This is a genomic window from Agromyces binzhouensis (assembly GCF_042672355.1).
In the GTDB taxonomy this organism is placed as follows: Bacteria; Actinomycetota; Actinomycetes; order Actinomycetales; family Microbacteriaceae; genus Agromyces; species Agromyces binzhouensis.
Genome location: NZ_JBHXVJ010000009.1, coordinates 164,051 through 186,916 on the forward strand (window position 1 = coordinate 164,051; position 22,866 = coordinate 186,916).

19 protein-coding genes are annotated in these 22,866 nt (G+C 73.2%); 7 read left to right on the forward strand and 12 right to left on the reverse strand.

What is annotated here, in order from left to right; genetic code table 11:
• Positions 1 to 60: 60 nt before the first annotated feature.
• The 8 genes from ACFVHK_RS15825 to aceB all read right to left on the reverse strand — a co-directional run bounded on the left by ACFVHK_RS15825 (position 61) and on the right by aceB (position 8,192).
• Entirely contained in the window at positions 61 to 1,023 is a 963-nt protein-coding gene (locus ACFVHK_RS15825) for a hypothetical protein (protein WP_376929660.1), read from the reverse strand.
• Between the two features lie 278 nt (positions 1,024 to 1,301).
• Positions 1,302 to 2,207 carry a factor-independent urate hydroxylase gene (gene pucL / locus ACFVHK_RS15830; RefSeq protein WP_376929661.1) on the reverse strand — a complete coding sequence of 302 codons (906 nt, stop codon included), beginning with the start codon at positions 2,205 to 2,207 and terminating at the stop codon, positions 1,302 to 1,304.
• 2 nt (positions 2,208 to 2,209) lie between these two features.
• Positions 2,210 to 2,572, reverse strand: a complete 363-nt coding sequence (uraH, locus tag ACFVHK_RS15835; RefSeq protein ID WP_376929662.1) for a hydroxyisourate hydrolase — start codon at positions 2,570 to 2,572, stop codon at positions 2,210 to 2,212.
• Positions 2,569 to 3,063 carry a 2-oxo-4-hydroxy-4-carboxy-5-ureidoimidazoline decarboxylase gene (gene uraD / locus ACFVHK_RS15840; protein WP_376929663.1) on the reverse strand — a complete coding sequence of 165 codons (495 nt, stop codon included), beginning with the start codon at positions 3,061 to 3,063 and terminating at the stop codon, positions 2,569 to 2,571. Before uraD ends, uraH begins: the two co-directional genes overlap by 4 nt.
• A complete protein-coding gene (gene allB / locus ACFVHK_RS15845) occupies positions 3,053 to 4,462 on the reverse strand; it encodes an allantoinase AllB (RefSeq protein WP_376929664.1) in 1,410 nt (469 codons plus the stop codon). Before allB ends, uraD begins: the two co-directional genes overlap by 11 nt.
• Positions 4,463 to 4,470: 8 nt before the next feature.
• Positions 4,471 to 5,301, reverse strand: coding sequence for a bifunctional allantoicase/(S)-ureidoglycine aminohydrolase (locus ACFVHK_RS15850; RefSeq protein ID WP_376929665.1), 831 nt, complete (start codon positions 5,299 to 5,301; stop codon positions 4,471 to 4,473).
• Positions 5,298 to 6,590: a DUF6986 family protein gene (locus ACFVHK_RS15855; protein ID WP_376929666.1), complete on the reverse strand. Its 1,293-nt coding sequence runs from the start codon at positions 6,588 to 6,590 to the stop codon at positions 5,298 to 5,300. Before ACFVHK_RS15855 ends, ACFVHK_RS15850 begins: the two co-directional genes overlap by 4 nt.
• Positions 6,591 to 6,593: 3 nt before the next feature.
• On the reverse strand, positions 6,594 to 8,192 hold the full coding sequence (aceB, locus tag ACFVHK_RS15860; RefSeq protein WP_376929667.1) for a malate synthase A: 1,599 nt from the start codon (positions 8,190 to 8,192) through the stop codon (positions 6,594 to 6,596).
• 159 nt (positions 8,193 to 8,351) lie between these two features.
• Here aceB and ACFVHK_RS15865 point away from each other — a divergent pair, with 159 nt between their 5' ends.
• The 3 genes from ACFVHK_RS15865 to xdhC are packed head-to-tail and all read left to right on the forward strand — an operon-like array spanning position 8,352 to position 13,148.
• Complete coding sequence (locus ACFVHK_RS15865) at positions 8,352 to 9,836, forward strand: xanthine dehydrogenase small subunit (protein ID WP_376929668.1); 1,485 nt, start codon at positions 8,352 to 8,354, stop codon at positions 9,834 to 9,836.
• On the forward strand, positions 9,833 to 12,301 hold the full coding sequence (xdhB, locus tag ACFVHK_RS15870; protein ID WP_376929669.1) for a xanthine dehydrogenase molybdopterin binding subunit: 2,469 nt from the start codon (positions 9,833 to 9,835) through the stop codon (positions 12,299 to 12,301). Before ACFVHK_RS15865 ends, xdhB begins: the two co-directional genes overlap by 4 nt.
• Before the next feature lie 13 nt (positions 12,302 to 12,314).
• Positions 12,315 to 13,148, forward strand: coding sequence for a xanthine dehydrogenase accessory protein XdhC (gene xdhC / locus ACFVHK_RS15875; protein WP_376929670.1), 834 nt, complete (start codon positions 12,315 to 12,317; stop codon positions 13,146 to 13,148).
• A gap of 188 nt (positions 13,149 to 13,336) precedes the next feature.
• Here xdhC and ACFVHK_RS15880 read toward each other — a convergent pair whose 3' ends face one another.
• The 4 genes from ACFVHK_RS15880 to ACFVHK_RS15895 all read right to left on the reverse strand — a co-directional run bounded on the left by ACFVHK_RS15880 (position 13,337) and on the right by ACFVHK_RS15895 (position 17,213).
• Positions 13,337 to 14,179: a phosphatase PAP2 family protein gene (locus tag ACFVHK_RS15880; protein WP_376929671.1), complete on the reverse strand. Its 843-nt coding sequence runs from the start codon at positions 14,177 to 14,179 to the stop codon at positions 13,337 to 13,339.
• A 157-nt stretch (positions 14,180 to 14,336) separates the two neighbouring features.
• The gene (locus ACFVHK_RS15885) at positions 14,337 to 15,608 is read right to left on the reverse strand and encodes a multidrug effflux MFS transporter (RefSeq protein WP_376929672.1); all 1,272 of its coding nucleotides are present in this window, start codon (positions 15,606 to 15,608) and stop codon (positions 14,337 to 14,339) included.
• A gap of 226 nt (positions 15,609 to 15,834) precedes the next feature.
• Positions 15,835 to 17,025 (reverse strand): ROK family transcriptional regulator, encoded by a 1,191-nt coding sequence (locus ACFVHK_RS15890; protein WP_376929673.1) that lies wholly within the window; start codon positions 17,023 to 17,025, stop codon positions 15,835 to 15,837.
• Positions 17,022 to 17,213 (reverse strand): hypothetical protein, encoded by a 192-nt coding sequence (locus ACFVHK_RS15895; protein ID WP_165307508.1) that lies wholly within the window; start codon positions 17,211 to 17,213, stop codon positions 17,022 to 17,024. Before ACFVHK_RS15895 ends, ACFVHK_RS15890 begins: the two co-directional genes overlap by 4 nt.
• Here ACFVHK_RS15895 and ACFVHK_RS15900 point away from each other — a divergent pair.
• The 4 genes from ACFVHK_RS15900 to ACFVHK_RS15915 are packed head-to-tail and all read left to right on the forward strand — an operon-like array spanning position 17,170 to position 22,811.
• Positions 17,170 to 18,462 (forward strand): ABC transporter substrate-binding protein, encoded by a 1,293-nt coding sequence (locus tag ACFVHK_RS15900; protein WP_376929674.1) that lies wholly within the window; start codon positions 17,170 to 17,172, stop codon positions 18,460 to 18,462. The two genes, ACFVHK_RS15895 and ACFVHK_RS15900, sit on opposite strands and share 44 nt — an antisense overlap.
• A gap of 7 nt (positions 18,463 to 18,469) precedes the next feature.
• Positions 18,470 to 19,501, forward strand: coding sequence for a carbohydrate ABC transporter permease (locus ACFVHK_RS15905; protein ID WP_129234466.1), 1,032 nt, complete (start codon positions 18,470 to 18,472; stop codon positions 19,499 to 19,501).
• On the forward strand, positions 19,498 to 20,388 hold the full coding sequence (locus tag ACFVHK_RS15910) for a carbohydrate ABC transporter permease (protein WP_376929675.1): 891 nt from the start codon (positions 19,498 to 19,500) through the stop codon (positions 20,386 to 20,388). The genes ACFVHK_RS15905 and ACFVHK_RS15910 overlap by 4 nt, the downstream gene beginning before the upstream one ends.
• A complete protein-coding gene (locus ACFVHK_RS15915; RefSeq protein WP_376929676.1) occupies positions 20,385 to 22,811 on the forward strand; it encodes a beta-xylosidase/alpha-l-arabinosidase in 2,427 nt (808 codons plus the stop codon). The genes ACFVHK_RS15910 and ACFVHK_RS15915 overlap by 4 nt, the downstream gene beginning before the upstream one ends.
• Positions 22,812 to 22,866 lie beyond the last annotated feature (55 nt).

Below are 22,866 nucleotides of genomic sequence, written 5' to 3' on the forward strand. Positions count from 1 at the left end.
CACCGATGACGACGGCGAGACGCGGGCACGATGCCGGATGTGGGGCACGGGCCGCCGACGTCAGCCGAACGCCGGGGGCAGGCCGCGCGAGGCGCGGACCAGCGCGGCATCCGCCACTGCGCGTGCGACGGCCGCGATCACCGTCGGCCAGTCCTCGAGCACGTGCCGGGCACTCGGCCGGACCACGGGAACGCCGAACGCCTGACCGACCAGGGTCCGATCCCGGTCCCGATGGAACTCCTCCGGACCCGAGTGATGGGCGCGTCCGTCGATCTCGAAGAGCACCACGCCATCGATCAGCCCGTCGAACCGGCCGAGGTTCGCGAAGCGCACCTGCGGCACCACCGAATGGCCCGCATCGACGAGCCTTCGGACGAAGAGGCTCTCCACTCCCGACTCGAGCCTCCCCGTGTACTCGTCGACGAGCACGCGCGTCGTCGCGACGCCCGCCAGGACGGCCTCGACCCCGAGACGGGTCAGCACGCGCTCGTGCAGGACCGAGTCGATGGCCGCTCGTGCATGCTCCCCGGGGAGGCATCGCACCGCGCGCGCCAGCGCGGCCTCCGGCGAGACGATCCAGTCGAACGCCCGCTCCGGAGCCGGGTCGGGCGCCCAGTGCACGCGCGGCGCGCCCGCCACGGCGACTCGGACTCCGTCTGCTCGCCGGCGGTGGTGGGTGGCGAGCGGATGCCACGCCATCGACGCACCACCCCGGTCGGACCACGACGCGGGATGGACGTGCCCCGCGGACGGCGATGCATGCAGGTGCAGCACGTCATCCTCGCCGGCCCAGACCCCGAGCCGTCGCAGGGCCGAGACGCAGCCGATCGCCGCGCCGGTCGCGACCGCCGCAAGCTGCTCGCGGTCGGCCGACGGAGCGGCGATCCAATCACGTCGGGGCCGGATCACGGCTCCACATGCGACCGCGCGCGAGATCTGCCTTCGGTCGACGCCTCGGGCGATCAGGGTGCCGGCTCGGGCGACGTGGCCGAGCCGTGAGAGCTCGTCGAACAGTCGGGGCATGCGGTGAGACTCGCGAATCCGAGGCGCGAGCCCGGGCTGGTCGGCCGGATCCGGGGAGGAACGGCCCGACGGATGGCTTCGGGAGGAGCAGTTGCGCACAGTCGTGCTCGCACGGGAGGAGGAATCGATCGGCCTGCGGCGTGTCGCCCTGCGACACGCCGACCGGTGGCCGGAAGTTCCTCCCGACGGCGGGGAGGGGGGACGGCAGAGGTGGCGGGTGGGAGGCGACGGCGGGGCGTCGGCGGGCGTCGGCGCGTGGCGGGCGCCGGCGGCGCCGGTCAGCAGAAGCCGGCGATTCCGTCCCAGGCCGCGCGCGGGCTCTCCGCACCCTCCCGGACGACGGCGGCCTCGATGAGCCCGTAGGGCCGGTCGGCGGCGTGGAACACCTCGTTCGGGTTGTCGAGTCCGAAGGGCGAGAGATCGACCGCGAAGTGGTGGTTGTTCGGCATCGAGAAGCGGATCTCGGCGACGTCGTCGTGCGCCTCGAGCACCCGCCGCCCCATGGCGAACAGCGTGGCCTGCAGCCCGGGCGAATACCCCTCGGCGAAGGCCTCGAGCAGCAGCGTCCGCACGCTCTCGTACCGTGCGTCGAAGTCGGCGGCGGCGTCGGCGCGCGCGTAGCGCCAGCGTGCCGAGACATCCGTCGCCAGGATGCGGTCGTGGGTCTCGGCGAGGGTCGTGTACCGGTCGTGCGGGTAGGCCTCGAAGCCGGAGCCGGTGGACTTCATGACCGTGAGATCGCGGAGCCCGGCGATGACGTGCCGTTCGGCGCCGTCCGCGACGACGACGGCGGTGCGCACCTCGTGACCCGACCGCACGAACGCGTGGTCGTGCGGGGCGCCGCCGACCATGATGCGCTGCCAGGCGAAGCGCTCGGCCGCCCAGCGGCCGCCGGTGACCCATTCGAACGACGAGACGAAGTGATCGGCGAGTCGCAGGAGGAACGCCTCGGGCGAGCCGATGCCGTCGCGCGCGAACGCGAAGATCGTGTTCTTCTGGGTGTCGGTCGGCACGACGTGCGCGTTGTCGCCCACGAGGTGGGCGGCGGCGAAGTCGCCGCGCAGCTGCGAGGTCACGTTCAGGTCGTCGATCTCATGACGAGCGCTCTCGCGCGCGACCTTGACGACGCGGACCTCGGCCTTGCCGTACTGGTTCGCGCCGAGCACGATGGCGGATTCGGACATGGTCAGCTCCCTCGGTAGGTGGAGTAGGCGAACGGGCTGAGGAGGAGCGGGGCGTGCACGTGCCTTCCGTCGTCGGCGACGTGGAACGTCAGCACCACCTCGGGGTAGAACGTCTCGACGCCGCGCGCGGCGAAGTAGGCCGCGGTGTCGAAGCGCAGCCGGTAGTCGCCGGCCGCCAACGCCTCAGGGCCGATCCGCGAGACCCGACCGTCGGCGTCGGTGGCCGCGGCGTCGAGCCGGCGCCATCCGTCGCCCTCGTGCGCGGAGAGCTCGACGGCGACGCCCTCAGCAGGCCGGCCCGAGGTGGAATCGAGCACATGGGTCGTGATGCGCGACCGCTGCGGTGCGGCGCCCTGGTTGCTCATGCGAGGAGTCCCTTCAGTCGGAGGACGGCGATCTGGCGGAGCTGGTCGGCGACGACGGGCTCCTCCTGGTCGGGCGTGTGCGCGAGGCGTGCGGTGAGCGCGTCGAGGATCTCGCGCGACGAGCGACCGGCGGCGCGGATCAGGAAGACCCGGCCGAACTTCTGCTCGTACGCCCGATTGCCCTCGGCGAGCGCGGCCGCGACCGCGGCGTCGGTCGGATCGACCCCGGCCTGCTCGGCCCGCGACATCGCGGCCTCGGCACCGGGGCCCGCGGGTCGCTCGCCGATGCGCGGGTGGTGCGCGAGCGCCCCCTCGACCTCGGCCGGCCGGAGCGGCGATGCGGCGACCTCGGCGCGCGCGACGAGTGCCTCGACCGAGGCGTACGGCCGGCCGTCCGCGAGCTCCGCGCACCACCGGTCGACGTCGAGGCAGGAGCGCAGGAGCCCGATCGCCTCCTCGCGCCCGGCCGAGTTGAACTCGTCAAACGACATCGCCGGGTCCTCCCTCCGATCGTGCCGCGCGCAGCAACCGGCCGCGGGCGACCGAGCCGTCGACCTCCCGGCCGGCGAGGTAGGTCGCGCGCACCGCGCCGACGAGCTCGCGTCCGTCGTACGCGGTGATCGGATGCCGGTGCTGCAGCGCCGCGGCATCCACCGTGAACGCCTCGTCGGGCGCGAGGATCGCGAGGTCGGCGTCGGCGCCCTCCGCGATCGCACCCTTGCCGGCGAGCCCGACCAGTCGCGCGGGCGCGCCGGACATCCACTCCACGACGCGCTCGAGGCGGATGCCGCGGCGGCGTGCCTCGGTCCAGACCACGGCCAGTCCGAGCTGGAGCGACGCGATCCCGCCCCACGCCACGGCGAAGTCGCCCTCGCCCGCGAACTTGACGGCCGCGGGTGCCGGCGAGTGGTCGGAGACGACCGTGTCGATGACGCCCGCCTCGAGCGCGCCCCACAGGGCGTCGCGGTTCGCGGCCCCGCGGATCGGCGGGCAGCACTTGAACGCCGCGGCGCCCGCGGGCACCTCCTCGGCGGTGAGCGCGAGGTAGTGCGGGCAGGTCTCGACGGTGAGCCGCACGCCGTCGGCGCGGGCGCGGGCGATGGCGTCGAGCGATGCGGCCGAGCTGAGGTGCAGGATGTGGGCGCGCGCGCCCGTGCGCCGGGCGGCCTCGATCACGGCCGTGATCGCCGTCGCCTCCGCGGCATCCGGCCTGGAGGCGAGGAAGTCGGCGTAGTCGCGGCTGTGCGGGTGCGGGGCCGCGTCGATCACCGCGGCGTCCTCGGCGTGCACGATGACGAGCGAGTCGGGGTGCGCGCCCGCGAGGACGGCCATCGCCCGCTCCATCGCCTCAGCCGTGACGGGCGGGAACTCGGGCACGCCCGAGTCGATGAGGAAGCACTTGAAGCCGAACACGCCCGCTTCGGCGAGCGGGACCAGCTCGGCCTCGTTGCCCGGCACGATCCCGCCCCAGAACCCGACGTCGACGAACACGCGTCCGGTCGCCCTCGCGCGCTTCACGGCGAGCGCCGCGACCGTGGTCGTCGACGGGATGCTGTTGAGCGGCATGTCGACGATCGTCGTGACGCCGCCGGCCGCGGCGGCACGGGTCGCCGTCTCGAACCCCTCCCAATCGGTGCGGCCGGGTTCGTTGACGTGGACGTGCGTGTCGACGAGCCCCGGGATGAGCACCTCGTCGTCGGTGAGCCGCACGCGGTGCGCCGCGCGGAACGCGGCACCCGGGGCGGCCACGCGTGCGATGCGCCCGTCGCGCACCGCGACCTCGGCGGGTGCGAACGCCCCGTCGACGAGCACCCGGTCGCCCGCGAGCACGAGGTCGAAGACGACGGATGCCTCGGCGGCACCGTTCGGCGGGTGGTCGGCCTGCGCCATCCGCGCCGTCACTCCCCCGCACCCGGCCCGGTCAGGCGCACCTGCCGGTTGACGTCCTTGTACAGCAGGTAGCGGAACGGCCCGGGCCCGCCCGCATAACAGGCCTGCGGGCAGAAGGCCCGCAGCCACATGAAGTCGCCCGCCTCGACCTCGACCCAGTCGCCGTTCAGGCGGTAGACGCCCTTGCCCTCGAGCACGAAGAGCCCGTGCTCCATGACGTGGGTCTCGGCGAACGGGATCGTGCCGCCGGGGGCGAACGTGACGATGTTCACGTGCATGTCGTGCGCGAGGTCGTCGGGGTCGACGAAGCGGCTGGTCGCCCAGGCGGAGTCGGTGCCGGGCATCGGCTGCGGCTCGACCTCGGCGTCGCTCGTGACGAACGACGCGGGCGCCGCGATGCCCGAGACGGGTTCGTACGCCTTGCGGATCCAGTGGAAGGAGGTCGCCTCGTCGCCCTCGTTGGCGATCGACCAGCGCTCGCCCGCGGCAACGTAGGCGTATCCTCCCGGCCCGAGCGCGTGCCGGGTGCCGTCGAGGTCGAGCGCCAGCTCCCCCGAGGTGACGAACAGCACCGCCTCCACGCCGGGCTCGGCCTCGGGCCGGTCGGATCCGCCGCCCGGGGCGATCTCGACGATGAGCTGGGAGAACGTGGTGGCGAACCCGGCGATCGGCCGGGCGATGATCCACGATCGCGTGCCCGTGAACCCGGGCAGGTTGCTCGTCACGATGTCGCGGAGCACGCCCTTCGGGATCACCGTGTAGGCCTCGGTCACGATCGCGCGGTCGGTGAGCAGCTCGGTCTGCGCGGGCAGCCCGCCCGGCGGGGTGTAGTAGCTCATGGGTTCTCCTCGTCCGTGGCCGGGCGTCCCGGACCGCTCGTCGTCCTCCTCGGGCTCGCGTGCGCCGCGAGCGACGGCGCGTCGAGCCCGGTGGCGGCCTCGACCTCGTCCGGCGTGATCGCCCCGCACTGCACGCCTCGGAGGACGAAGCCCGCGAGCGCGCGCACCGTCGCCGGCTCGTCGAGCACGGCGCCCGCGGTGCGGTCGTGCACGTGCCGGAGCCGCGCGGACGCCTCGGCCCAGCCGTCGCGGTAGTACGCGTAGGTCGCGATGAATCGCGTGGGCAGCTGCGCCGGATGCAGGTCCCATCCCTGCGGGAACCCGCGCTCGAGCGAACGCCGCACCAGCCGCGCGTGGAGCCGCCACGCCTCGTCGGCCCGGTCGCCGATCGGCAGCACGTTCGACGAGCCGTCGGAGAGCCGGACGCCCGTGCCGGCGACCGCCAACTGCATGACCTGCTTCGCGTGGTCGGCTGCCGGATGCTCGAGCGACTGGTGCGGCGCGGCGATGCCGAGCGCGGCGGTGTAGTCGTAGGTGCCGAAGTGCAGGCCGGCGGCACGGCCGCGGGCCGCGTGCGGGATGCGGGCGACCGGGGCGACGCCCTCCGGGCCGAGGACGAGCTGCGGGGTCTCCACCTGCACCTCGAACCGGAGTCGCCCGTCGGGCAAGCCGTGGGCGCGTTCGAGGGCGGCCGCGACATCCGCCATCGCCTCGACCTGCTCGACCGTCGAGACCTTCGGGAGGGTGAGGGCGAGCCCGTCGGGCAGGCCCCCGCGGTCGACGAGGGCCGTCACGAACAGGTCGAGCGTGCGGATGCCGCGGGCCCGCGTCGCCGCCTCGAACGACTTGAACCGGATGCCGACGAACGGCGTCGCCGTACCCGCGTCGATCGCGGCCGCGACGTGCTCGGCGGCGCGCACGACGTCGGCGTCCTCGACGTCGTCGCCGCGATCGCCGTAGCCGTCCTCGAAGTCGATGCGGAGGTCCTCGACGGGCTCGCGCTCGAGCTTGTGCTCGACGCGCGGGGCCACCACGGCCGAGATGTCCGGCGGGATGCCGACGGCGCGTGCGAGCGCCTCGACGCCGCCGGCCGATGCCGCGGCCGCGAGCGCCGCGCTCCCCCACACCGCGGGCAGATCCGGCGTGATCGCGTCGCCGGGCACGTAGACCGTGTGCACGGGCTGCCGCGACCCGTCGTCGCCCGGGTAGGCCGTCGCGAGCAGGCGGTCCGTCTCGGCGAGGCGGGCGTCGATCGAGGGCGACAGGGCGGAGGGCAGCGCGGTCCGCACGGGTCAGGCCAGCAGCTCGTAGGCGGGCAGCGTGAGGAAGTCGACGTAGTCGTCGGCGAGGACGAGGTCGGCGACGAGGCGCGCGGCGGGTTCGTAGTACCGCGCGAACCGGTCGCGCGGCACGTCGGCGGCGAGCGCCGCCACCTCCTCGTCGAGCACCTCGCGCACGAGTTCGGGCGTCATGGTCCGGCCCGTGTCGGCGAGGACCACGCCGTGCTGCAGCTGCTGCCACACCTGCGACCGCGAGATCTCGGCCGTCGCGGCGTCCTCCATCAGGCTGTGCAGGGCGACCGCGCCGCTGCCGGCCAGCCACGCCGCGGTGTACGCCACGCCGACCGACAGGTTCGTGCGGAGGCCCGCCTCGGTCACCGCGCCGCCGGTCGCGGCGACGTCGAGGAGCTCGGCGGCCGAGACCTCGACCTCCGGCCGCTGGCGGTCGAGCTGGTTGGGCCGGTCGCCGAGCACGTCGTCGAAGACCTCGCGGCAGACCGGCACGAGGTCGGGATGCGCGACCCAGGAGCCGTCGAATCCGTCCGCCGCCTCGCGGGTCTTGTCGGCCCGGACCTTCTCGAACGCGACCGCGGTGGCCTCGGGGTCGGCGCGGTTCGGCACGAACGCCGCCATGCCGCCCATGGCGACCGCGCCGCGGCGGTGACAGGTCTTCACGAGCAGTTCGGTGTAGGCGCGCATGAACGGCGCCGTCATCGACACCGACGCGCGGTCGGGCACGATGAACTCGGGGCCCGCGTCGCGGAACACCTTGATGATGCTGAAGAGGTAGTCCCATCGCCCGGCGTTGAGGCCCGACGCGTGGTCGCGGAGCTCGTACAGGATCTCGTCCATCTCGAACGCGGCCGGGATCGTCTCGATGAGCACCGTCGCGCGGATGCTTCCGGCCGGCAGCGCCATCCGCTCCTCGGAGAACGCGAACACGTCGTTCCAGAGTCGCGCCTCGAGGTGGCTCTCGAGCTTCGGCAGGTAGTAGTACGGGCCGGCACCGTGCTCGATGAGCGCGTTCGCGGTGTGCGCGAAGTGCAGCCCGAAGTCGACGAGCGACCCGGACGCCCGCTCGCCGTCGACGAGGACGTGCTTCTCCGGGAGGTGCCAGCCGCGCGGGCGCGTGACCACGGTCGGCCGCCGGACGTCGTCGCGGAGCGCGTACTCCCGGCCGTCCGGCGAGGTCCACGCCAGTGTGCCGCGTGCGGCGTCCCGCAGGTTCCGCACGCTTCCGACGACGTTCGCCCAGGTGGGGCTCGAGGCGTCCTCCAGGTCGGCGAGCCAGACCCTGGCACCCGAGTTGAGCGCGTTGATGGCCATCTTGGCCGGCGACGCGGGGCCCGTGATCTCGACGCGGCGGTCGGCGAGCGCCTCGGGCGGCGGCGGCACCCGCCACTCCGACTCGCGCACCTCGCGGGTCTCGGCGAGGAAGTCCAGCGGCTCACCGCGCGCGATCCGCGCCCGGCGCTCGGCGCGCGCGACGAGCAGGTCACGTCGTCGCGCGTCGAACCGGTGGTGCAGTTCCTCGACGAACGCGAGCGCCTCCTCGGTGAGGACGTCATCGTCGTCCGCGACGCCGTCGACTCGGGCGATCTCGATGCTCATGCGGCTGCCGCTCCCTTCCGCTTCGCTGCGGGGTGGTGATCCGGGCCTCGTCCTCATCTTCGCGCACAAGCGCGCGGGCCGGAACCGGCGTGCGCGCATGAGCGGGACGGGAGTGCGCCCACGCGCGCGGCGTAGACTCCGGAAAAGGGGGAGCCAGGCATGGATATCGTCGTCACCGTCAACGGCAGGCCGCGGGACGCCACGGGCATCGCGGCCCACACCACCGCGCTCGACTGGCTCAGGTCGATCGGCCTGACCGGCGCGAAGGAGGGCTGCGCCGAGGGCGAGTGCGGCGCGTGCGCCGTGCTGCTCGCCACGCCGGGCGAGGACGGCGGGACCGCCTGGACGGCGGTGAACGCGTGCCTCATGCCGGCCGCGGCGCTCGACGGCCAGGAGGTCGTGACCGCCGAGGGGCTCGGCACGCCGGAGCGGATGCATCCGGTGCAGTCGGCGCTCGCCGAGGCGGGCGGCTCGCAGTGCGGGTACTGCACGCCCGGCTTCGCCTGCAGCATGGCGGCCGAGTTCTACCGCGTGCGCAACGGCGCGGATGCCCCGGGCGCGACGGCGTCCGCCACGGAGGCACGCCCCGTCCCCACCGCGTCGGTCGCGCCCGACCACGCCGACTTCGACCTGCACGCACTGAGCGGCAACCTCTGCCGGTGCACGGGGTATCGCCCCATCCGCGACGCCGCGCTGGGGCTGGACGTCTCGCCCGGGGCCGACGATCCGCTGGCGGAACGCCGCATGCATCCGGCACCCGCCGCCCGTGCGACCCGGCTCGCGGGCGAGGGCGGGCGCTTCGTACGACCCGAGACCCTCGACGAGGCGCTGGCACTCCTGCACGTCGAGCCCGAGGCCGTCGCGATCGCAGGGTGCACCGACTGGGGCGTCGAGGCGAACCTGCGCGGGCGACGCGCCCCGCTCGCAGTCGCGATCGACCGGCTCGACGAACTGCGCACCTTCGAGGAGCACGACGCGGGCATCGACCTCGGAGCCGCGCTCACCCTCACCGAGGTCGAGCGACGGCTCGCCGGGCGCGTGTCCCTGCTCGCGGCGCTGTTCCCGCAGTTCGCGTCGCCGCTCATCCGCAACCGGGCCACGCTCGGCGGCAACCTCGGCACCGCCTCGCCCATCGGCGACGCGCCGCCGGCGCTGCTCGCGCTCGAGGCGCGGCTCGTGCTCGCCTCGCCCGACGGCGAGCGCGAGGTCGACCTCGCCGACTACTTCACCGGGTACCGCGAGACCGTCCGCCGGCCGGGCGAGCTGATCCGCACCGTCCGGATCCCCCAGCCGACGGCCGACCTCACCGCGTTCCACAAGGTCGCCAAGCGCCGCTACGACGACATCTCGAGCGTCGCCGTGGCGTTCGCGATCGACCTCGACGAGGACCGCGGCACGGTCGCGTCGGCGCGCATCGGCCTCGGCGGCGTCGCCGCGACGCCGATCCGGGCACGCGCGACCGAGGCCGCGCTCGTCGGACGCGAGTGGTCCGCCGACACCGTGCGGGAGGCGGCATCCGTGCTCGCCGGCGAAGGCACCCCCATGTCCGACCACCGCGCGAGCGCCGAGTACCGGTCCGCGATGCTCGCGCAGTCGCTGCTGCGCCTGCATCGACGGACCGCACGCGAGGGGGTGCCCGCATGAGCGAGCTCTCGGACCGCCCCGCCCGCGCCGTCGCCGGCACGCCCGTCGCCCACGAGAGCGCCCGGCTGCACGCCACCGGCACCGCCGTCTACACCGACGACCTCGCCGCCACCCGCCGCGACGTGCTCACCGCGTGGCCGGTGACCTCGTCGCACGCGCACGCGCGCGTGCGGCTCGACGTCGCACCCGCCCTCGAGGTGCCGGGCGTCGTGCACGTGCTCACCGCCGAGGACGTGCCCGGCGTCAACGACGCGGGTGCGAAGGGCGACGAGCCGCTGTTCCCCGACGAGGCGCAGTACCACGGGCACGCGCTCGCGTGGGTGCTCGGCGAGACCGCCGAGGCCGCGCGCCTCGGGGCCGCCGCGGTCGTGGTCGACGCCGAGGAACTGCCCTCGATCGTGACCGTCGAGGAGGCGATCGCGGCCGGGTCGTTCCAGGGCATCGCGCCGACCGTGCGGCGCGGCGACGCGGCATCCGCCCTCGCCTCGGCGCCGCACGTCTTCGAGGGCGTCAGCGTCGTCGGCGGGCAGGAGCACTTCTACCTCGAGACGCACGCGTCGTTCGCGCACGTCGACTCCGAGGGGCAGGTGTTCGTCGAGTCGAGCACGCAGCACCCGTCGGAGACGCAGGAGATCGTCGCGCACGTGCTCGGCGTGCCGAACCACCGCGTCACCGTGCAGTCGCTGCGCCTCGGCGGCGGCTTCGGCGGCAAGGAGATGCAGCCGCACGGGCTCGCCGCCGTCGCGGCGCTCGGCGCCGTGCGCACCGGGCGCCCCGTGCGACTCCGGCTCACGCGCGCGCAGGACATGACGATGACCGGCAAGCGGCACCCGTTCCACGCCACCTGGCGCGCGGGCTTCGACGACGACGGCCGCATCCTCGCGCTCGAGGCGACCCTGACGTCGAACGGCGGCTGGAGCCTCGACCTCTCCGATCCCGTGCTCGGGCGCGCGCTGTGCCACGTCGACAACGCCTACTGGATCCCGGACATCACGGTGCACGGCCGCATCGCACGCACGAACGTGACCTCGCAGACCGCGTTCCGCGGGTTCGGCGGCCCGCAGGGCATGTTCGTCATCGAGGACGTCCTCGGGCGCGTCGCGCCGCAGCTCGGCATCGACCCGGCCGTGCTGCGCGAGCGGAACCTCTACCGCCCCGGCCAGACGACCCCGTATGGCATGGAGGTGCGCCACGCCGAGCGGATCGGCGAGGCGTGGTCCCGGGTGCTCGACGAGTCCGAGTTCGCCCGCCGGCGCGAGGAGATCGCGGCCGCGAACGATGCCGACCCCGACGTCAAGCGCGGACTCGCGATCACCCCGGTGAAGTTCGGCATCTCGTTCACGTTCACCGCCTACAACCAGGCCGGCGCGCTCGTGCACGTCTACCGCGACGGCTCGGTGCTCGTGAACCACGGCGGCACCGAACTCGGCCAGGGCCTGCACACCAAGATGCTCCAGGTCGCGGCGACCGCGCTCGGAGTGCCGCTCGCGCAGGTGCGCCTCGCCCCCACGCGCACCGACAAGGTGCCGAACACGTCGGCGACCGCGGCATCCTCGGGTGCCGACCTCAACGGCGCGGCCGTGAAGGACGCCTGCGACCAGATCATCGCCCGGCTCCGGCCCGTCGCGGCGAACGTCCTCGGCGTCGACGAGGCCGATGTGCGGTTCGAGGACGGCCGCGTGCACGGCGGCGACCCCGCGGCATCCGTGCTCTTCGGCGAGCTCGCGGCGACCGCCTACGCCGAGCGCGTGCAGCTCTTCGCCGCCGGCTTCTACCGGACCGAGGGCCTCGGCTGGGACCCGGCGACGATGACCGGCACCCCGTTCAAGTACTTCGCCTGCGGCGTGGCCGCGAGCGAGGTCGAGGTCGACGGCTTCACGGGCGCGACCCGGCTGCGCCGCGTCGACATCGTCCACGACGTCGGCGACTCGCTCTCGCCGCTCATCGACCTCGGGCAGGTCGAGGGCGCCTTCATGCAGGGCGTCGGATGGCTCACGCTCGAGGAGCTGCGCTGGGACGAGACCGACGGACCCGGGCGCGGGCGCCTGCTCACGCCGTCGGCGAGCACCTACAAGCTGCCGAGCTTCTCGGAGCTGCCCGACGAGCTCAACGTGCACTTCCTCGAGCGCGCGCACGAGGACGGCGCGATCTACGGCTCGAAGGCGGTCGGCGAGCCGCCGTTCATGCTCGCCTTCAGCGTGCGCGAGGCGATCCGCGAGGCCGTCGCGGCGTTCGGGCCGGCCGGGCACTCGGTCGAGCTCACGGCGCCGTCGACGCCGGAGGCGGTGTTCTGGGCGATCGAGGCGGCGCGGCAGGCGAGCCGGAGCGTCGCGACGGATGGCGCGCGGTCGACGGATGCCGCGCGGTCGACGGATGGCGGCCGCGAGGCCGGTGCGGTCGACGCCGGCGCGACGGATGCCGCGTCCCGGGCCGCGCGCCCCGGGCGCGTCACCGCCGAGCGCTGACGGACGGCCGCCGATGGACTGGGTCGACGCCGTGCAGCGCCATCGGGCGTCACGGACGCCGGCCGTGCTCGTGACGCTCGCGATGGTGCGCGGTCACGCGCCGCGCAACGGCGGGGCGAAGATGGTGGTCGCCCCAGACGAGGTCACCGGGACCGTCGGCGGCGGCAACCTCGAGCAGACGGCGCTGGCCCGCGCGCGCGAGCTGCTCGCGGCGGGCACGGCGGAGCCCGAACTGCTCACCCTGACGCTGAGCGACCGGGCCGCCGTCGACTACGGCGTGCAGTGCTGCGGAGGAGAGGTCACGATGCTGCTCGAACCCCTGCCGGTCGTCCCGGTCGTCGCCGTCTTCGGCCTCGGGCACGTCGGGCTCGAGCTGGCGCGGATCCTCGCGCGGCATCCGCTGGAACTCGACCTCGTGGACTCGCGCGAGGCCATGCTCTCGCCCGACCGCCTGGGGGACCTCGGCGCCTCGGGCCCGTTCGCCGACGCGGTCGCCACGATCCGCGTGCACCACCTGCCGGTGCCGGAGGCGGCGCTGGCCGACCTGCCGACGGGCGCGCACGTGCTGGTCATGACGCACGATCACGCGGAGGACCTCGCGATCTGCGACGCCGCACTCCGCACGCCCGGCCTCGATTCGATCGGGCTCATCGGCTCGCGCTCGAAGTGGGCGCGCTTCCGCGCCCGGCTCGCGTCGGCGGGCCACGACGACGACGCGCTCGCCCGTGTCGAGACGCCGATCGGCATCGACGGCATCCGCTCGAAGGAGCCCGCCGCGATCGCGGTGAGCGTCGCCGCAGAGCTGCTGCAGCGCATCGAGCAGGCCGCCGCGGAGCGAGCGCACTGAGGCCTTCACCCTCGTCTTCGCCTTCGCCTTCGCCTTCGCCTTCGCCTTCGGGAGGAACTTCTCGATCCTCGTCGGCGTGCCGCCGTGCGACACGCCGACGGCCGCCGGGAAGTTCCTCCCGACCGCCGGGACGCACGACCGCGCTCCGCGACCCGCCGATTCCCGATGCGGGCGCACGGGCCCGCGCGCTAGGCGCGCGGCACCGCCGGCGGCGTGACGTGCGACGCCGCGAAGGCGCCGTTGCGCTCGGCGATCTCCGCGGCCCGCGTGAGGCGCTCGCGCTCCATCCGCTGGGCGAAGACGGTCCAGACGAGCAGCGCGGCACCGGCCCCGACCATGGCGCCGCCGATGGTGTCGGTGATCCAGTGCGCGCCGAGGTAGGTGCGGCTGATCGCCATCAGCACCGTGTAGACGACGCCCCAGAACCACACCCACCCGCGGGGCACGATGATGCCGATCGTGACCGCGATCGTCGCGGCGTTCGCGACGTGGCCGGACGGGAAGGAGCCGAAGTCCGAGAGCACGATGATGTCCTCCGGGCGGGACCGGCCGAACAGGTTCTTCAGCAGCTGCACGATGAGCGCACTCGCGGCGGACGCCGTGACGAAGTACAGCGCCGCCCACGGTCGCCGGACCACGAGCAGGATGACCGCGATGGTGATCGGGACGACGAACACGCCGATCACTCCGCCGCCGAGGGCGTTCATGCCGTAGGCGAAGAGGTCGCCGATCGGCCCGCGGAGCGTGAAGATGTCCTCCGCCCACTCCTCGTCGATCTCGAACAGGCCGCGGAGCGCGATGACGATGCCGAGGACCAGCGCGATGACGAGCGCCGCGATCCCCGCCGCGAACGGCACGAACCGGCCGACGTGCTCGGTGCGCTTCGCACGAGCCGCCGGATGGAGGCTCTCTCCGGTCGCGTCGACCGGGCCCCGTTCGGTGACCTCCGCCGAGGTCCTGCCGTCGCGACCGCCGTCGTCGTCGGCGGAGGTGCTCCCCGCTGCGGGCTGGGCGCTGTCCGGATCGCTCATGTCGACACGCTAGTCGCGTGGGAGCGAGCCCGCGGTGCACCGGCGCCGCGTGCCTCGGACCCCGCGCAGGTCGGCGCCCCGGGCCGGGCCGTGCCCGGGGTCGCGCGGCGAGCGGATGCCGCAGCCGATGCGGCACGCGGCATCCGCCCATGCGCGATCAGTCGCTGAGCGCGGGGACCGTCTTCGGGCGGACGAGCAGCCAGACCGAGGCGATCGCGACCACCGCGGCACCGAGCATGAACGCCGCCATCGGCACCGCGCTGTCGACGCCGAACAGGCCGATGAGCGGCGAGATCGCGCCGGCCAGGCCGAAGTTCAGCGCGCCGAGCAGCGACGCGGCCGTACCGGCCTCGGCGCCGTGGTGCGCGAGGGCGAGCACCTGCACGGAGGGGAAGCTGAACCCGCATGCGGTGATGTAGATCCACAGCGGGATCGCGGTGCCCCAGAAGCCCGCGCCCGACGAGTCGAGCACGATGATCGCGATCGCCATCGCGGCGTGCACGATGGTCGCGCCCGCGAGCACGTACTGCGGCGGGATCGGCCCGCGGATGAGCCTCGACGCCGTCTGCACGCCGATGATGACGCCGACGGAGTTCACGGCGAAGATCAGGCCGAACTCCTGCGGGCTGAACGCGTACACCTGCTGGAACAGGAACGACGAGGTCGTCAGGTACGCGAACAGGCCCGTGAACGTCATGCCGCCGATGATCGCGGCGCCGAGGTAGACGCGGTCGCGGAAGAGCGCGCGGTAGCGCTCGCGCATCGACGAGTGGCCCGCCACGTGGCGGCGCGACTCGGGCAGCGTCTCGACGATCAGGAACGCGACCGAGACGACGACGACGACGCCGTAGCCGGCCAGCACCCAGAAGACGCCCCGCCAGTCCATGAAGGCGAGCAGCTGCGAGCCGATGACCGGCGCGATCACGGGTGCGAGCCCGTTGACGAGTGCGAGGCGCGAGAGCATGCGCACGAGCGGCTTGCCGCCGAACAGGTCGCGGACCATCGCCATCGCGACCACGCCGCCCGCGGCGGCGCCGAAGCCCTGCATGAGGCGGAAGAACGCGAGCCAGGCGATGTCGGGCGCGAGCGCGGCCGCGATCGACGCGGCGATGTGCAGGGCGGTCGCGAGGATGAGGGGCAGCCGGCGTCCGACCTTGTCGCTCCACGGGCCGACGACGAGCTGGCCGAGGCCGAAGCCGATCATCGTGCCGGTCAGCGTGATCTGCACGGCGGCGGCGCCGACGCCGAACTCGGACTCGAGCGCGGGGAACGCGGGGAGGTAGAGGTCGACCGTGAACGGGCCGAGCGCGGTGAGCGCGCCGAGCACCAGCACGTAGACGAGGCGCTGGCGGCGGCTGAGGAGGTCGCCGGGGTGGCGGGCGGCGGTGTAGTCGTCCGGTCGGACGATGGGGATGGAGGCGGTGGACATGGCGGTTCCCGAGGCGTGCTGGAGTGCGGACGTGCGGAGGCGGCTGTGCTGGCGCGCACCGTCGGGCGCCGGGCGAACAGGAACGGCGCCCCGTGGGGCGCCGCCGGGAGCGATCTCGGCCATCGCGGCCTCGAATCGATTCGACTGAGCTTCGAGTGTAGCGCCCCGACCCCCCGTGGACGCAAGCCGAGGCCATTCGGCGGCGGCTCCCGGCGCCCTCGGCCCGTCAGCCGGCGACCGACAGCGGGTCCGCCAGGAGCCTCGCGAACGCGAGTTCGGCGGCGCCGATCATGAGGCGATCCTCGCCGAGTGCGGCGACCACGACGTCGACGTCCTCCATCGCCGCGGGCATGGCCTGCGCGGCGACCGCGGCCCGCAGTGCGGCCGGATCCAGTTCCGCGAGCGTCGCGAGGAACCCGCCGAGGATCACGAGCGACGGGTTCAGCACGTTCACGGCGTTCGCGAGGGCGGTCGCGAGGATGCGGCGCTGCCGATCGAGCTCTGCGGCGATCGCCGGGTCGCCGGCGTCGACGGCCGAGCGGATGGCGCCGGCCAGGGTCGGCTCGTCCGCCGTCCTCAGCCCCAGGGCCTCGAGGAGCCTCGCGCGACCGACCTCGTCCTCGAGGACGCCGCCGCCCGCGCGACGGTCCCCGGGCGAGGCGATCCCGGGCCGATTCTGGCCGAACTCGCCCGCGTAGCCGCTCCGGCCCTCGACGGCACGGCCGTGCACGACGAGGCCGCCGCCGATGCCGCTCGCGCCGCCGTTCAGGTAGACCAGGTCGTCGACGCCGCGTCCTGCTCCGAAGAGGTGCTCGGCGAGCGCTCCGAGGCTCGCATCGTTGCCGACGGAGGCGGGCAGGCCCGTGGCCTCCTCGACGAACTCGCGCACGGGCGCCTCGTGCCATTCGAGGTGCGGCGCGAACCGGACGAGCCCGTCGGAGGTGCGCACGAGGCCGGGGACCGCGAGGCCGACGCCGGCGAATCGGGCGTGGGCGAGGTCGCCGTCGCGCCAGCGCCGGATCGCGTCGGCGACGAGCAGCGCGGTGCGCTCGGGCGTCACGAGCTCATCGACCTCGATGCGCTCGCGGGCGTCGATCCGACCGCCGAGACCGACGGCCGCGAGGGTCACGGCGTCGACCTCGGGGTTCACGGCGACCGCGACGACACCGGGGTCCGCTGCGACGACGGGCGACGGGCGCCCGACGCGATTGGTGGGGTCGGGAGCGCGTTCCTCGACGAGCCCGAGTTCGACGAGCTCGCCGGCGAGGGAGGCGACGGTCGAACGGTTCAGCCCCGTGAGCGCGGTGATGCGGGCCCGGGACAGCGGTCCCTCGAGGTGCGCGAGTCCGAGGATCCTCGCCAGGTTGCGTCGATGCACCCCGTCGAAACTCCCGGTACTGCCGTTTCGGTCGGTCACGCGCACCACTCTAGGTTCGCGAGCGAGCGAACGGGGCCACCCTCGCCAGATTTGTTGCGCTTGACCGCATATCGGCTGAGGCGTATATTCATCACGTCCACATCACTTTCGACGTTGACGTCGAAATTTTCGAGAGGTTCAATGATGAACAGACGCAGCATCGGCAGGATCGCGGTGATCGGAACCACCGCACTCCTCGCAGCCGGCGCCCTCGCGGGGTGCAGTGCGGGAGACTCGCAGGACGGCGGAGACGTCGAACTGACGCTCTGGCACAACGCCTCGACGGGTCCGGGCAAGGAGTTCTGGGAGCAGACCGTCGCCGACTTCGAGGCCGACAACCCCGGGGTCACCGTCGACATCCAGGCGATCCAGAACGAGGACCTCGACGGCAAGCTCCAGACGGCCCTCAACGCGGGCGACGCGCCGGACGTCTTCCTCCAGCGCGGCGGCGGCAAGATGGCCGCCATGGTCGAGGCCGGCCAGCTCAAGGACCTCACCGACGGCATCACCGGGGCGGCCGCGGAGGAGATCCCGGACGCCGCCTACTCGGCGAACACCCTCGACGGCAAGGTCTACGCGATGCCGATCGCGGTGCTGCCCGGCGGACTGTTCTACAGCCAGGACCTCTTCGACGAGGCCGGCATCACCGAGAACCCGACCACGGTCGACGAGTTGGACGACGCCGTCGCGAAGCTGAAGGAGACGGGAGTCGCGCCGATCGCGCTCGGCGCGAAGGACGCCTGGCCGGCTGCCCACTGGTACTACTGGTTCGCCCTCCGCGAGTGCAGCCCGGACACGCTCGCCAAGGCCGCCGACGAGCGCGACTTCAGCGACGAGTGCTGGATCCGCGCGGGTGAGGACCTGCAGGACTTCGCCGACACCGAGCCCTTCAACCAGGGGTTCCTCACCACGTCGGCCCAGCAGGGCGCCGGCAGCTCCGCCGGTCTCCTGGCGAACCACGAGGCCGCGATGGAACTCATGGGCGCCTGGAACCCGGGCGTGATCGCCTCGCTCACGCCCGACCAGCAGCCGCTCCCCGACCTCGCCTGGTTCCCGTTCCCCGAGGTCGACGGCGGCGACGGCGAGCCCGGCTCGATGATGGGCGGCGTCGACGGCTACTCGTGCTCGGTGGATGCCCCCGACGCGTGCGTGGACTTCCTCAACTACATCGGCACCGCCGACGTGCAGCAGGCCTACTACGAGGCCTTCAACGCGCCGCCCGTGAACACGGTCGCCCAGGAGGCGGTCACCGAGCCCTACCTGCAGCAGATCCTCGAGGCGTACAACGCGGCGCCCTACGCGTCGCAGTGGCTCGACACGGTCTACGGGCAGAACGTCGGCAACGCGCTGAACGTCGCGGTCGTCGACATGCTCGCGGGAAGCGGCTCGCCCGAGCAGATCATCGAGGCCGTCGACGCGGCCGCCGCCAAGGAGTGATCAGGCGATGACCGCTCGCGTGGACTCTGCGACGGAGATCGACGTGCCGACAGGGCCCGCGCACCGCGACGGGGGCGTCGCCCAGGCGACGCCCCCGTCCCCCCGGCGCCGTCGCGGCAACGGGTGGGGCGCCAGGCTCGAGATCGCCCTGCTGGTCGGACCGGCACTCATCGTCTTCCTCGGCCTGGTGATCTTCCCGGTCGTCATGGCCGCCTACTACGGCTTCTTCAGCTGGAAGGGGTTCGGACCGCCCACCGACTTCATCGGGTTCCGGAACTACCTCACCATCGTCCAGGATCCGGCCTTCCAGGAGGCGGTGCTGCACAACGGCACGATCGTGGTGCTGTCGCTGCTCCTGCAGGGGCCCGCGGCGTTCCTGCTCGCGCTGCTCCTGAATCGCCGGATGCGCGGCCAGTCGATCATCCGCGTCCTCATCTTCGTCCCGTACGTCATCGCCGAGGTCGTGGTCGGCACCGGCTGGAGCCTCATGCTCCAGACCAACGGCGCGGTCAACGACCAGCTCGAGAAGATGGGCCTCGGCTTCCTCGCCCAGGACTGGCTGAGCAATCCCGATCTCGCCATCTGGACGCTCATGGGCATCATCACCTGGAAGTACATCGGCTTCGCCGTCATCCTCTTCCTGGCCGGCCTGCAGGGCATCCCGGACGAGCTCAACGAGGCCGCCGCGATCGACGGTGCGACGTTCTGGCAGATCCAGCGCCACATCACGCTGCCGCTGATGGGCCCGACGCTCCGGATCTGGGCGTTCCTGTCGATCATCGGATCACTCCAGCTGTTCGACCTCGTGTACATCATCTGGGGCCAGTACGTCGCCTCGACCGCCGGCACCTCCACCATGGCGACGTACATGGTCGCCGAGGGCAGGAACGCCGGCAACTTCGGATACGGCAACGCCGTGGCCGTCGTCCTGTTCGTCATCTCACTCGTGGTGGCACTCGTCTACCAGCGATTCGTCCTCCGACGCGACACCGAAGGCGCGATCACCGGAGACCAGAAGAAGGGCCGGTTCCAGCGATGACCGCCTACCCCGAGACCGCGGCCGCGGTGCTTCCGCTCCGTCGACGCGGCCGTCCATCGAAGTCGCCCCGTCTGCGGGCCGCGAGCCCGATCGTGTACCTCGTCGCACTGGTCGTCATCGGACTGATGCTCGCGCCGATCGCCTACATCATCATCGGCGGCTTCCGCACGAACTCGCAGATCACGGTGGACCCGTCGGGGCTGCCCGACCCGTGGGTCTTCGCGAACTACCTGGACGTGCTGACCGGCGAGGTGTTCTGGCGTCAGGTGCTGAACTCCGCCATCGTGGGCTTCGCGACCACGCTCGGCGTCATCGTGCTCGGCCTGATGGCGAGCTTCGTCCTGGCGCGCTACAACTTCGCCGGACGCGGGGCGCTGTACGCCCTCTTCGCCGCCGGCCTGATGTTCCCGCTCACCGTGGCGATCACCCCCCTGTACATCGTGGTGCGCTCGCTCGGCCTCATGAACTCGCTCGGCGGGGTGATCCTGCCGCAGATCGCGTTCGCGCTTCCGGTGACGATCATCATCCTGGTGCCCTTCCTGCGTGCGATCCCCGAGGAGATCCAGGAAGCGGCCGCGATCGACGGCTGCAGCCGACTCGGCTTCTTCTGGCGGATGGTGCTGCCGCTCTCGGTGCCCGGCGTCGTGACCGTCGGCATCCTGGCGTTCGTCGGAAGCTGGAACAGCTACCTGCTTCCGCTGTTCATCCTCAACGACCAGACGGCCTTCACGTTGCCGCTCGGCGTGCAGGCGTTCTCCTCGGAGTACTCCGTCGACACGGCGAAGGTCCTCGCGTTCACGTCGCTGTCGATGATCCCCGCGCTCATCTTCTTCAGCGTGTTCGAGCGCCGGATCGTCGGCGGCCTCACCGGGGCGGTGAAGGGATGACCGCGCTCGACGGCTCGACGCCCATCGGCGGGGCGACGCAGGTGGCGGATGCCGCGTGGCGCGACGCCGCCCGCCCCATCGACGAGCGCGTGGCCGCGCTGATGGCCGAGATGACGCTCGACGAGAAGCTCGCGCAGCTCTACGGCGTGTGGGTCGGCGCGGCCGACGACGGCGGCGGCGACGTCGCCCCGCACCAGCACGACCTGAACGACGACGTCGACCTCGACGCGCTGCTCCCATCGGGCCTCGGCCAGGTGACGCGTCCGTTCGGCACGGCGCCCGTCGACGCGGCGGTCGGCGCGCTCTCGCTCGCGCGCATGCAGCGGCGCATCGTCGGTGCGAACCGCCTCGGCATCCCCTCGATCGCGCACGACGAGTGCCTCGCGGGCTTCGCCGCGTGGGGTGCGACCGCCTACCCCGTTCCGCTGTCGTGGGGCGCGTCATTCGACCCGGCGCTGGTCGAGCGGATGGCTCGGCGCATCGGCGCCGACATGCGCTCGGTCGGGGTGCACCAGGGCCTCGCGCCCGTGCTCGACGTCGTCCGCGATGCGCGCTGGGGCCGCGTCGAGGAGACCATCGGCGAAGACCCCTACCTCGTCGCGACGGTGGGCACCGCGTACGTGCGCGGGCTCGAGACATCCGGCCTCGTGGCGACCCTGAAGCACTTCGTCGGCTACTCGGCCTCGAAGGCCGGGCGCAACCTCGCTCCCGTCTCGATCGGACCGCGCGAGCTCGGCGACGTGCTCCTGCCGCCGTTCGAGATGGCGGTGCGCGAGGGCGGGGCGCGCAGCGTCATGAACTCGTACTCCGACCTCGACGGCGTGCCGTCGGCCGCGGACCGGCGGCTGCTCACGGAACTGCTGCGCGAGACGTGGGGCTTCGACGGCACGGTCGTCGCGGACTACTTCGCGGTGGCGTTCCTGAAGCTGCTGCACGGCGTCGCCGACACCTGGGCGGATGCCGCAGCCGCGGCACTCGAGGCGGGGCTCGACGTCGAACTCCCGACCGTGAAGGCGTTCGGCGAGCCGCTGCGCGCGGCCGTGGAGGCCGGCGCGGTGGACGTCGGGCTCATCGACACGGCGCTGCGGCGCGTGCTGCGGCAGAAGGCCCAGCTCGGACTGCTCGACGCCGACTGGACGCCCGTGCCGGCCGCGCTCGCCGGACTCGGCCTCGCCGACGCCGACCTCGCGGACGCCGACGCGTCGCACGCCGGGCGGCTGCGCGGCCGCATCGACCTCGACCCGCCCGGCAACCGCGCGCTCGCGCGCGAGCTCGCCGAGCGCGCCGTGGTGCTGGTGCGCAACGACGGCACGCTGCCGCTCGAGGCGCCGCCGGTGATCGCGGTGATCGGCCCGAACGCCGACGACCCGTACGCGATGCTCGGCTGCTACTCGTTCCCGACGCACGTGGTGACCCAGCATCCGGGCGTCGCGATCGGCATCCGGATCCCGACGCTGCTCGACGCGCTCCGCGCCGAGTTCCCCGGCAGCGAGGTCCGGCACGCGGTCGGCACGAGCGTGGACGGCGGGGAGACCGACGGCATCGCCGAGGCGGTCGAGCTGGCGTCGACCGCCGACGTCGTCGTGCTCGCGCTCGGCGACCGCGCGGGGCTCTTCGGACGCGGCACGAGCGGCGAGGGCTGCGATGCCGAGTCGCTCGCGCTCCCGGGAGCGCAGCAGGCGCTCGTCGACGCGGTGCTCGACTCCGGCACGCCGGCGGTGCTGACGATGCTCGCCGGGCGCCCGTACGCGCTGGGGCGTGCCGCGTCGGAGGCGGCGGGCATCGTGCAGGCGTTCTTCGCGGGCGAGGAGGGCGCCGGCGCGATCGCCGGCGTGCTGAGCGGCCGCGTGAACCCGAGCGGGCGCCTGCCGGTGTCGATCCCGGCGTCGCCGGGGGCGCAGCCGACGACCTACCTCGCGCCGCCGCTCGCGCGCGCCAGCGATGTCTCGAACATCGATCCGACGGCGGCGTTCCCGTTCGGTCACGGACTGGGCTACGCCGCGTTCGACTGGTCGTCGTTCGCGGGCGACGAGGCGTCGATCGCGACGGACGGTGCGACCACCGTGCGACTGCGGGTGCGCAACTCCGGCGAGCGTCGGGGCGCCGAGGTCGTGCAGCTCTACCTGCACGACCCGGTCGCATCGGTCGTGCGGCCCGTGCAGCGTCTCGTGGGCTTCGCGCGCGTCGACCTGCCGCCGGGCGCCGCCGCCGAGGTGCGGTTCACGGTGCCCGCCGACCTCGCGTCGTTCACGTCGCGCGCCGGCGAGCGGATCGTCGAGCCGGGCGAGCTCGTGCTCTCGGTGGGACGGTCGAGCAGCGACCTGGTGCACGCGCACGCCGTGCGGCTGGATGGTCCCACCCGTGTGGTCGACCATCGACGGGCGCTGCATCCGACGGTCGCGATCGAACGGGTGGGCGTCTGACGGGGTGACCGGCGGGGTCGCGCACGCGAGCGCGGTAGCGTGATGGAACACGCGA

Bases quoted from the DNA above. Each gene is read 5' to 3' on its own strand.
- ACFVHK_RS15825 (WP_376929660.1), bottom strand. From the start codon at position 1,023: ATGCCCCGACTGTTCGACGAGCTCTCACGGCTCGGCCACGTCGCCCGA.
- pucL (WP_376929661.1), bottom strand. From the start codon at position 2,207: ATGTCCGAATCCGCCATCGTGCTCGGCGCGAACCAGTACGGCAAGGCC.
- uraH (WP_376929662.1), bottom strand. From the start codon at position 2,572: ATGAGCAACCAGGGCGCCGCACCGCAGCGGTCGCGCATCACGACCCAT.
- uraD (WP_376929663.1), bottom strand. From the start codon at position 3,063: ATGTCGTTTGACGAGTTCAACTCGGCCGGGCGCGAGGAGGCGATCGGG.
- allB (WP_376929664.1), bottom strand. From the start codon at position 4,462: ATGGCGCAGGCCGACCACCCGCCGAACGGTGCCGCCGAGGCATCCGTC.
- ACFVHK_RS15850 (WP_376929665.1), bottom strand. From the start codon at position 5,301: ATGAGCTACTACACCCCGCCGGGCGGGCTGCCCGCGCAGACCGAGCTG.
- aceB (WP_376929667.1), bottom strand. From the start codon at position 8,192: ATGAGCATCGAGATCGCCCGAGTCGACGGCGTCGCGGACGACGATGAC.
- ACFVHK_RS15865 (WP_376929668.1), top strand. From the start codon at position 8,352: ATGGATATCGTCGTCACCGTCAACGGCAGGCCGCGGGACGCCACGGGC.
- xdhB (WP_376929669.1), top strand. From the start codon at position 9,833: ATGAGCGAGCTCTCGGACCGCCCCGCCCGCGCCGTCGCCGGCACGCCC.
- xdhC (WP_376929670.1), top strand. From the start codon at position 12,315: ATGGACTGGGTCGACGCCGTGCAGCGCCATCGGGCGTCACGGACGCCG.
- ACFVHK_RS15880 (WP_376929671.1), bottom strand. From the start codon at position 14,179: ATGAGCGATCCGGACAGCGCCCAGCCCGCAGCGGGGAGCACCTCCGCC.
- ACFVHK_RS15885 (WP_376929672.1), bottom strand. From the start codon at position 15,608: ATGTCCACCGCCTCCATCCCCATCGTCCGACCGGACGACTACACCGCC.
- ACFVHK_RS15900 (WP_376929674.1), top strand. From the start codon at position 17,170: ATGAACAGACGCAGCATCGGCAGGATCGCGGTGATCGGAACCACCGCA.
- ACFVHK_RS15905 (WP_129234466.1), top strand. From the start codon at position 18,470: ATGACCGCTCGCGTGGACTCTGCGACGGAGATCGACGTGCCGACAGGG.
- ACFVHK_RS15910 (WP_376929675.1), top strand. From the start codon at position 19,498: ATGACCGCCTACCCCGAGACCGCGGCCGCGGTGCTTCCGCTCCGTCGA.
- ACFVHK_RS15915 (WP_376929676.1), top strand. From the start codon at position 20,385: ATGACCGCGCTCGACGGCTCGACGCCCATCGGCGGGGCGACGCAGGTG.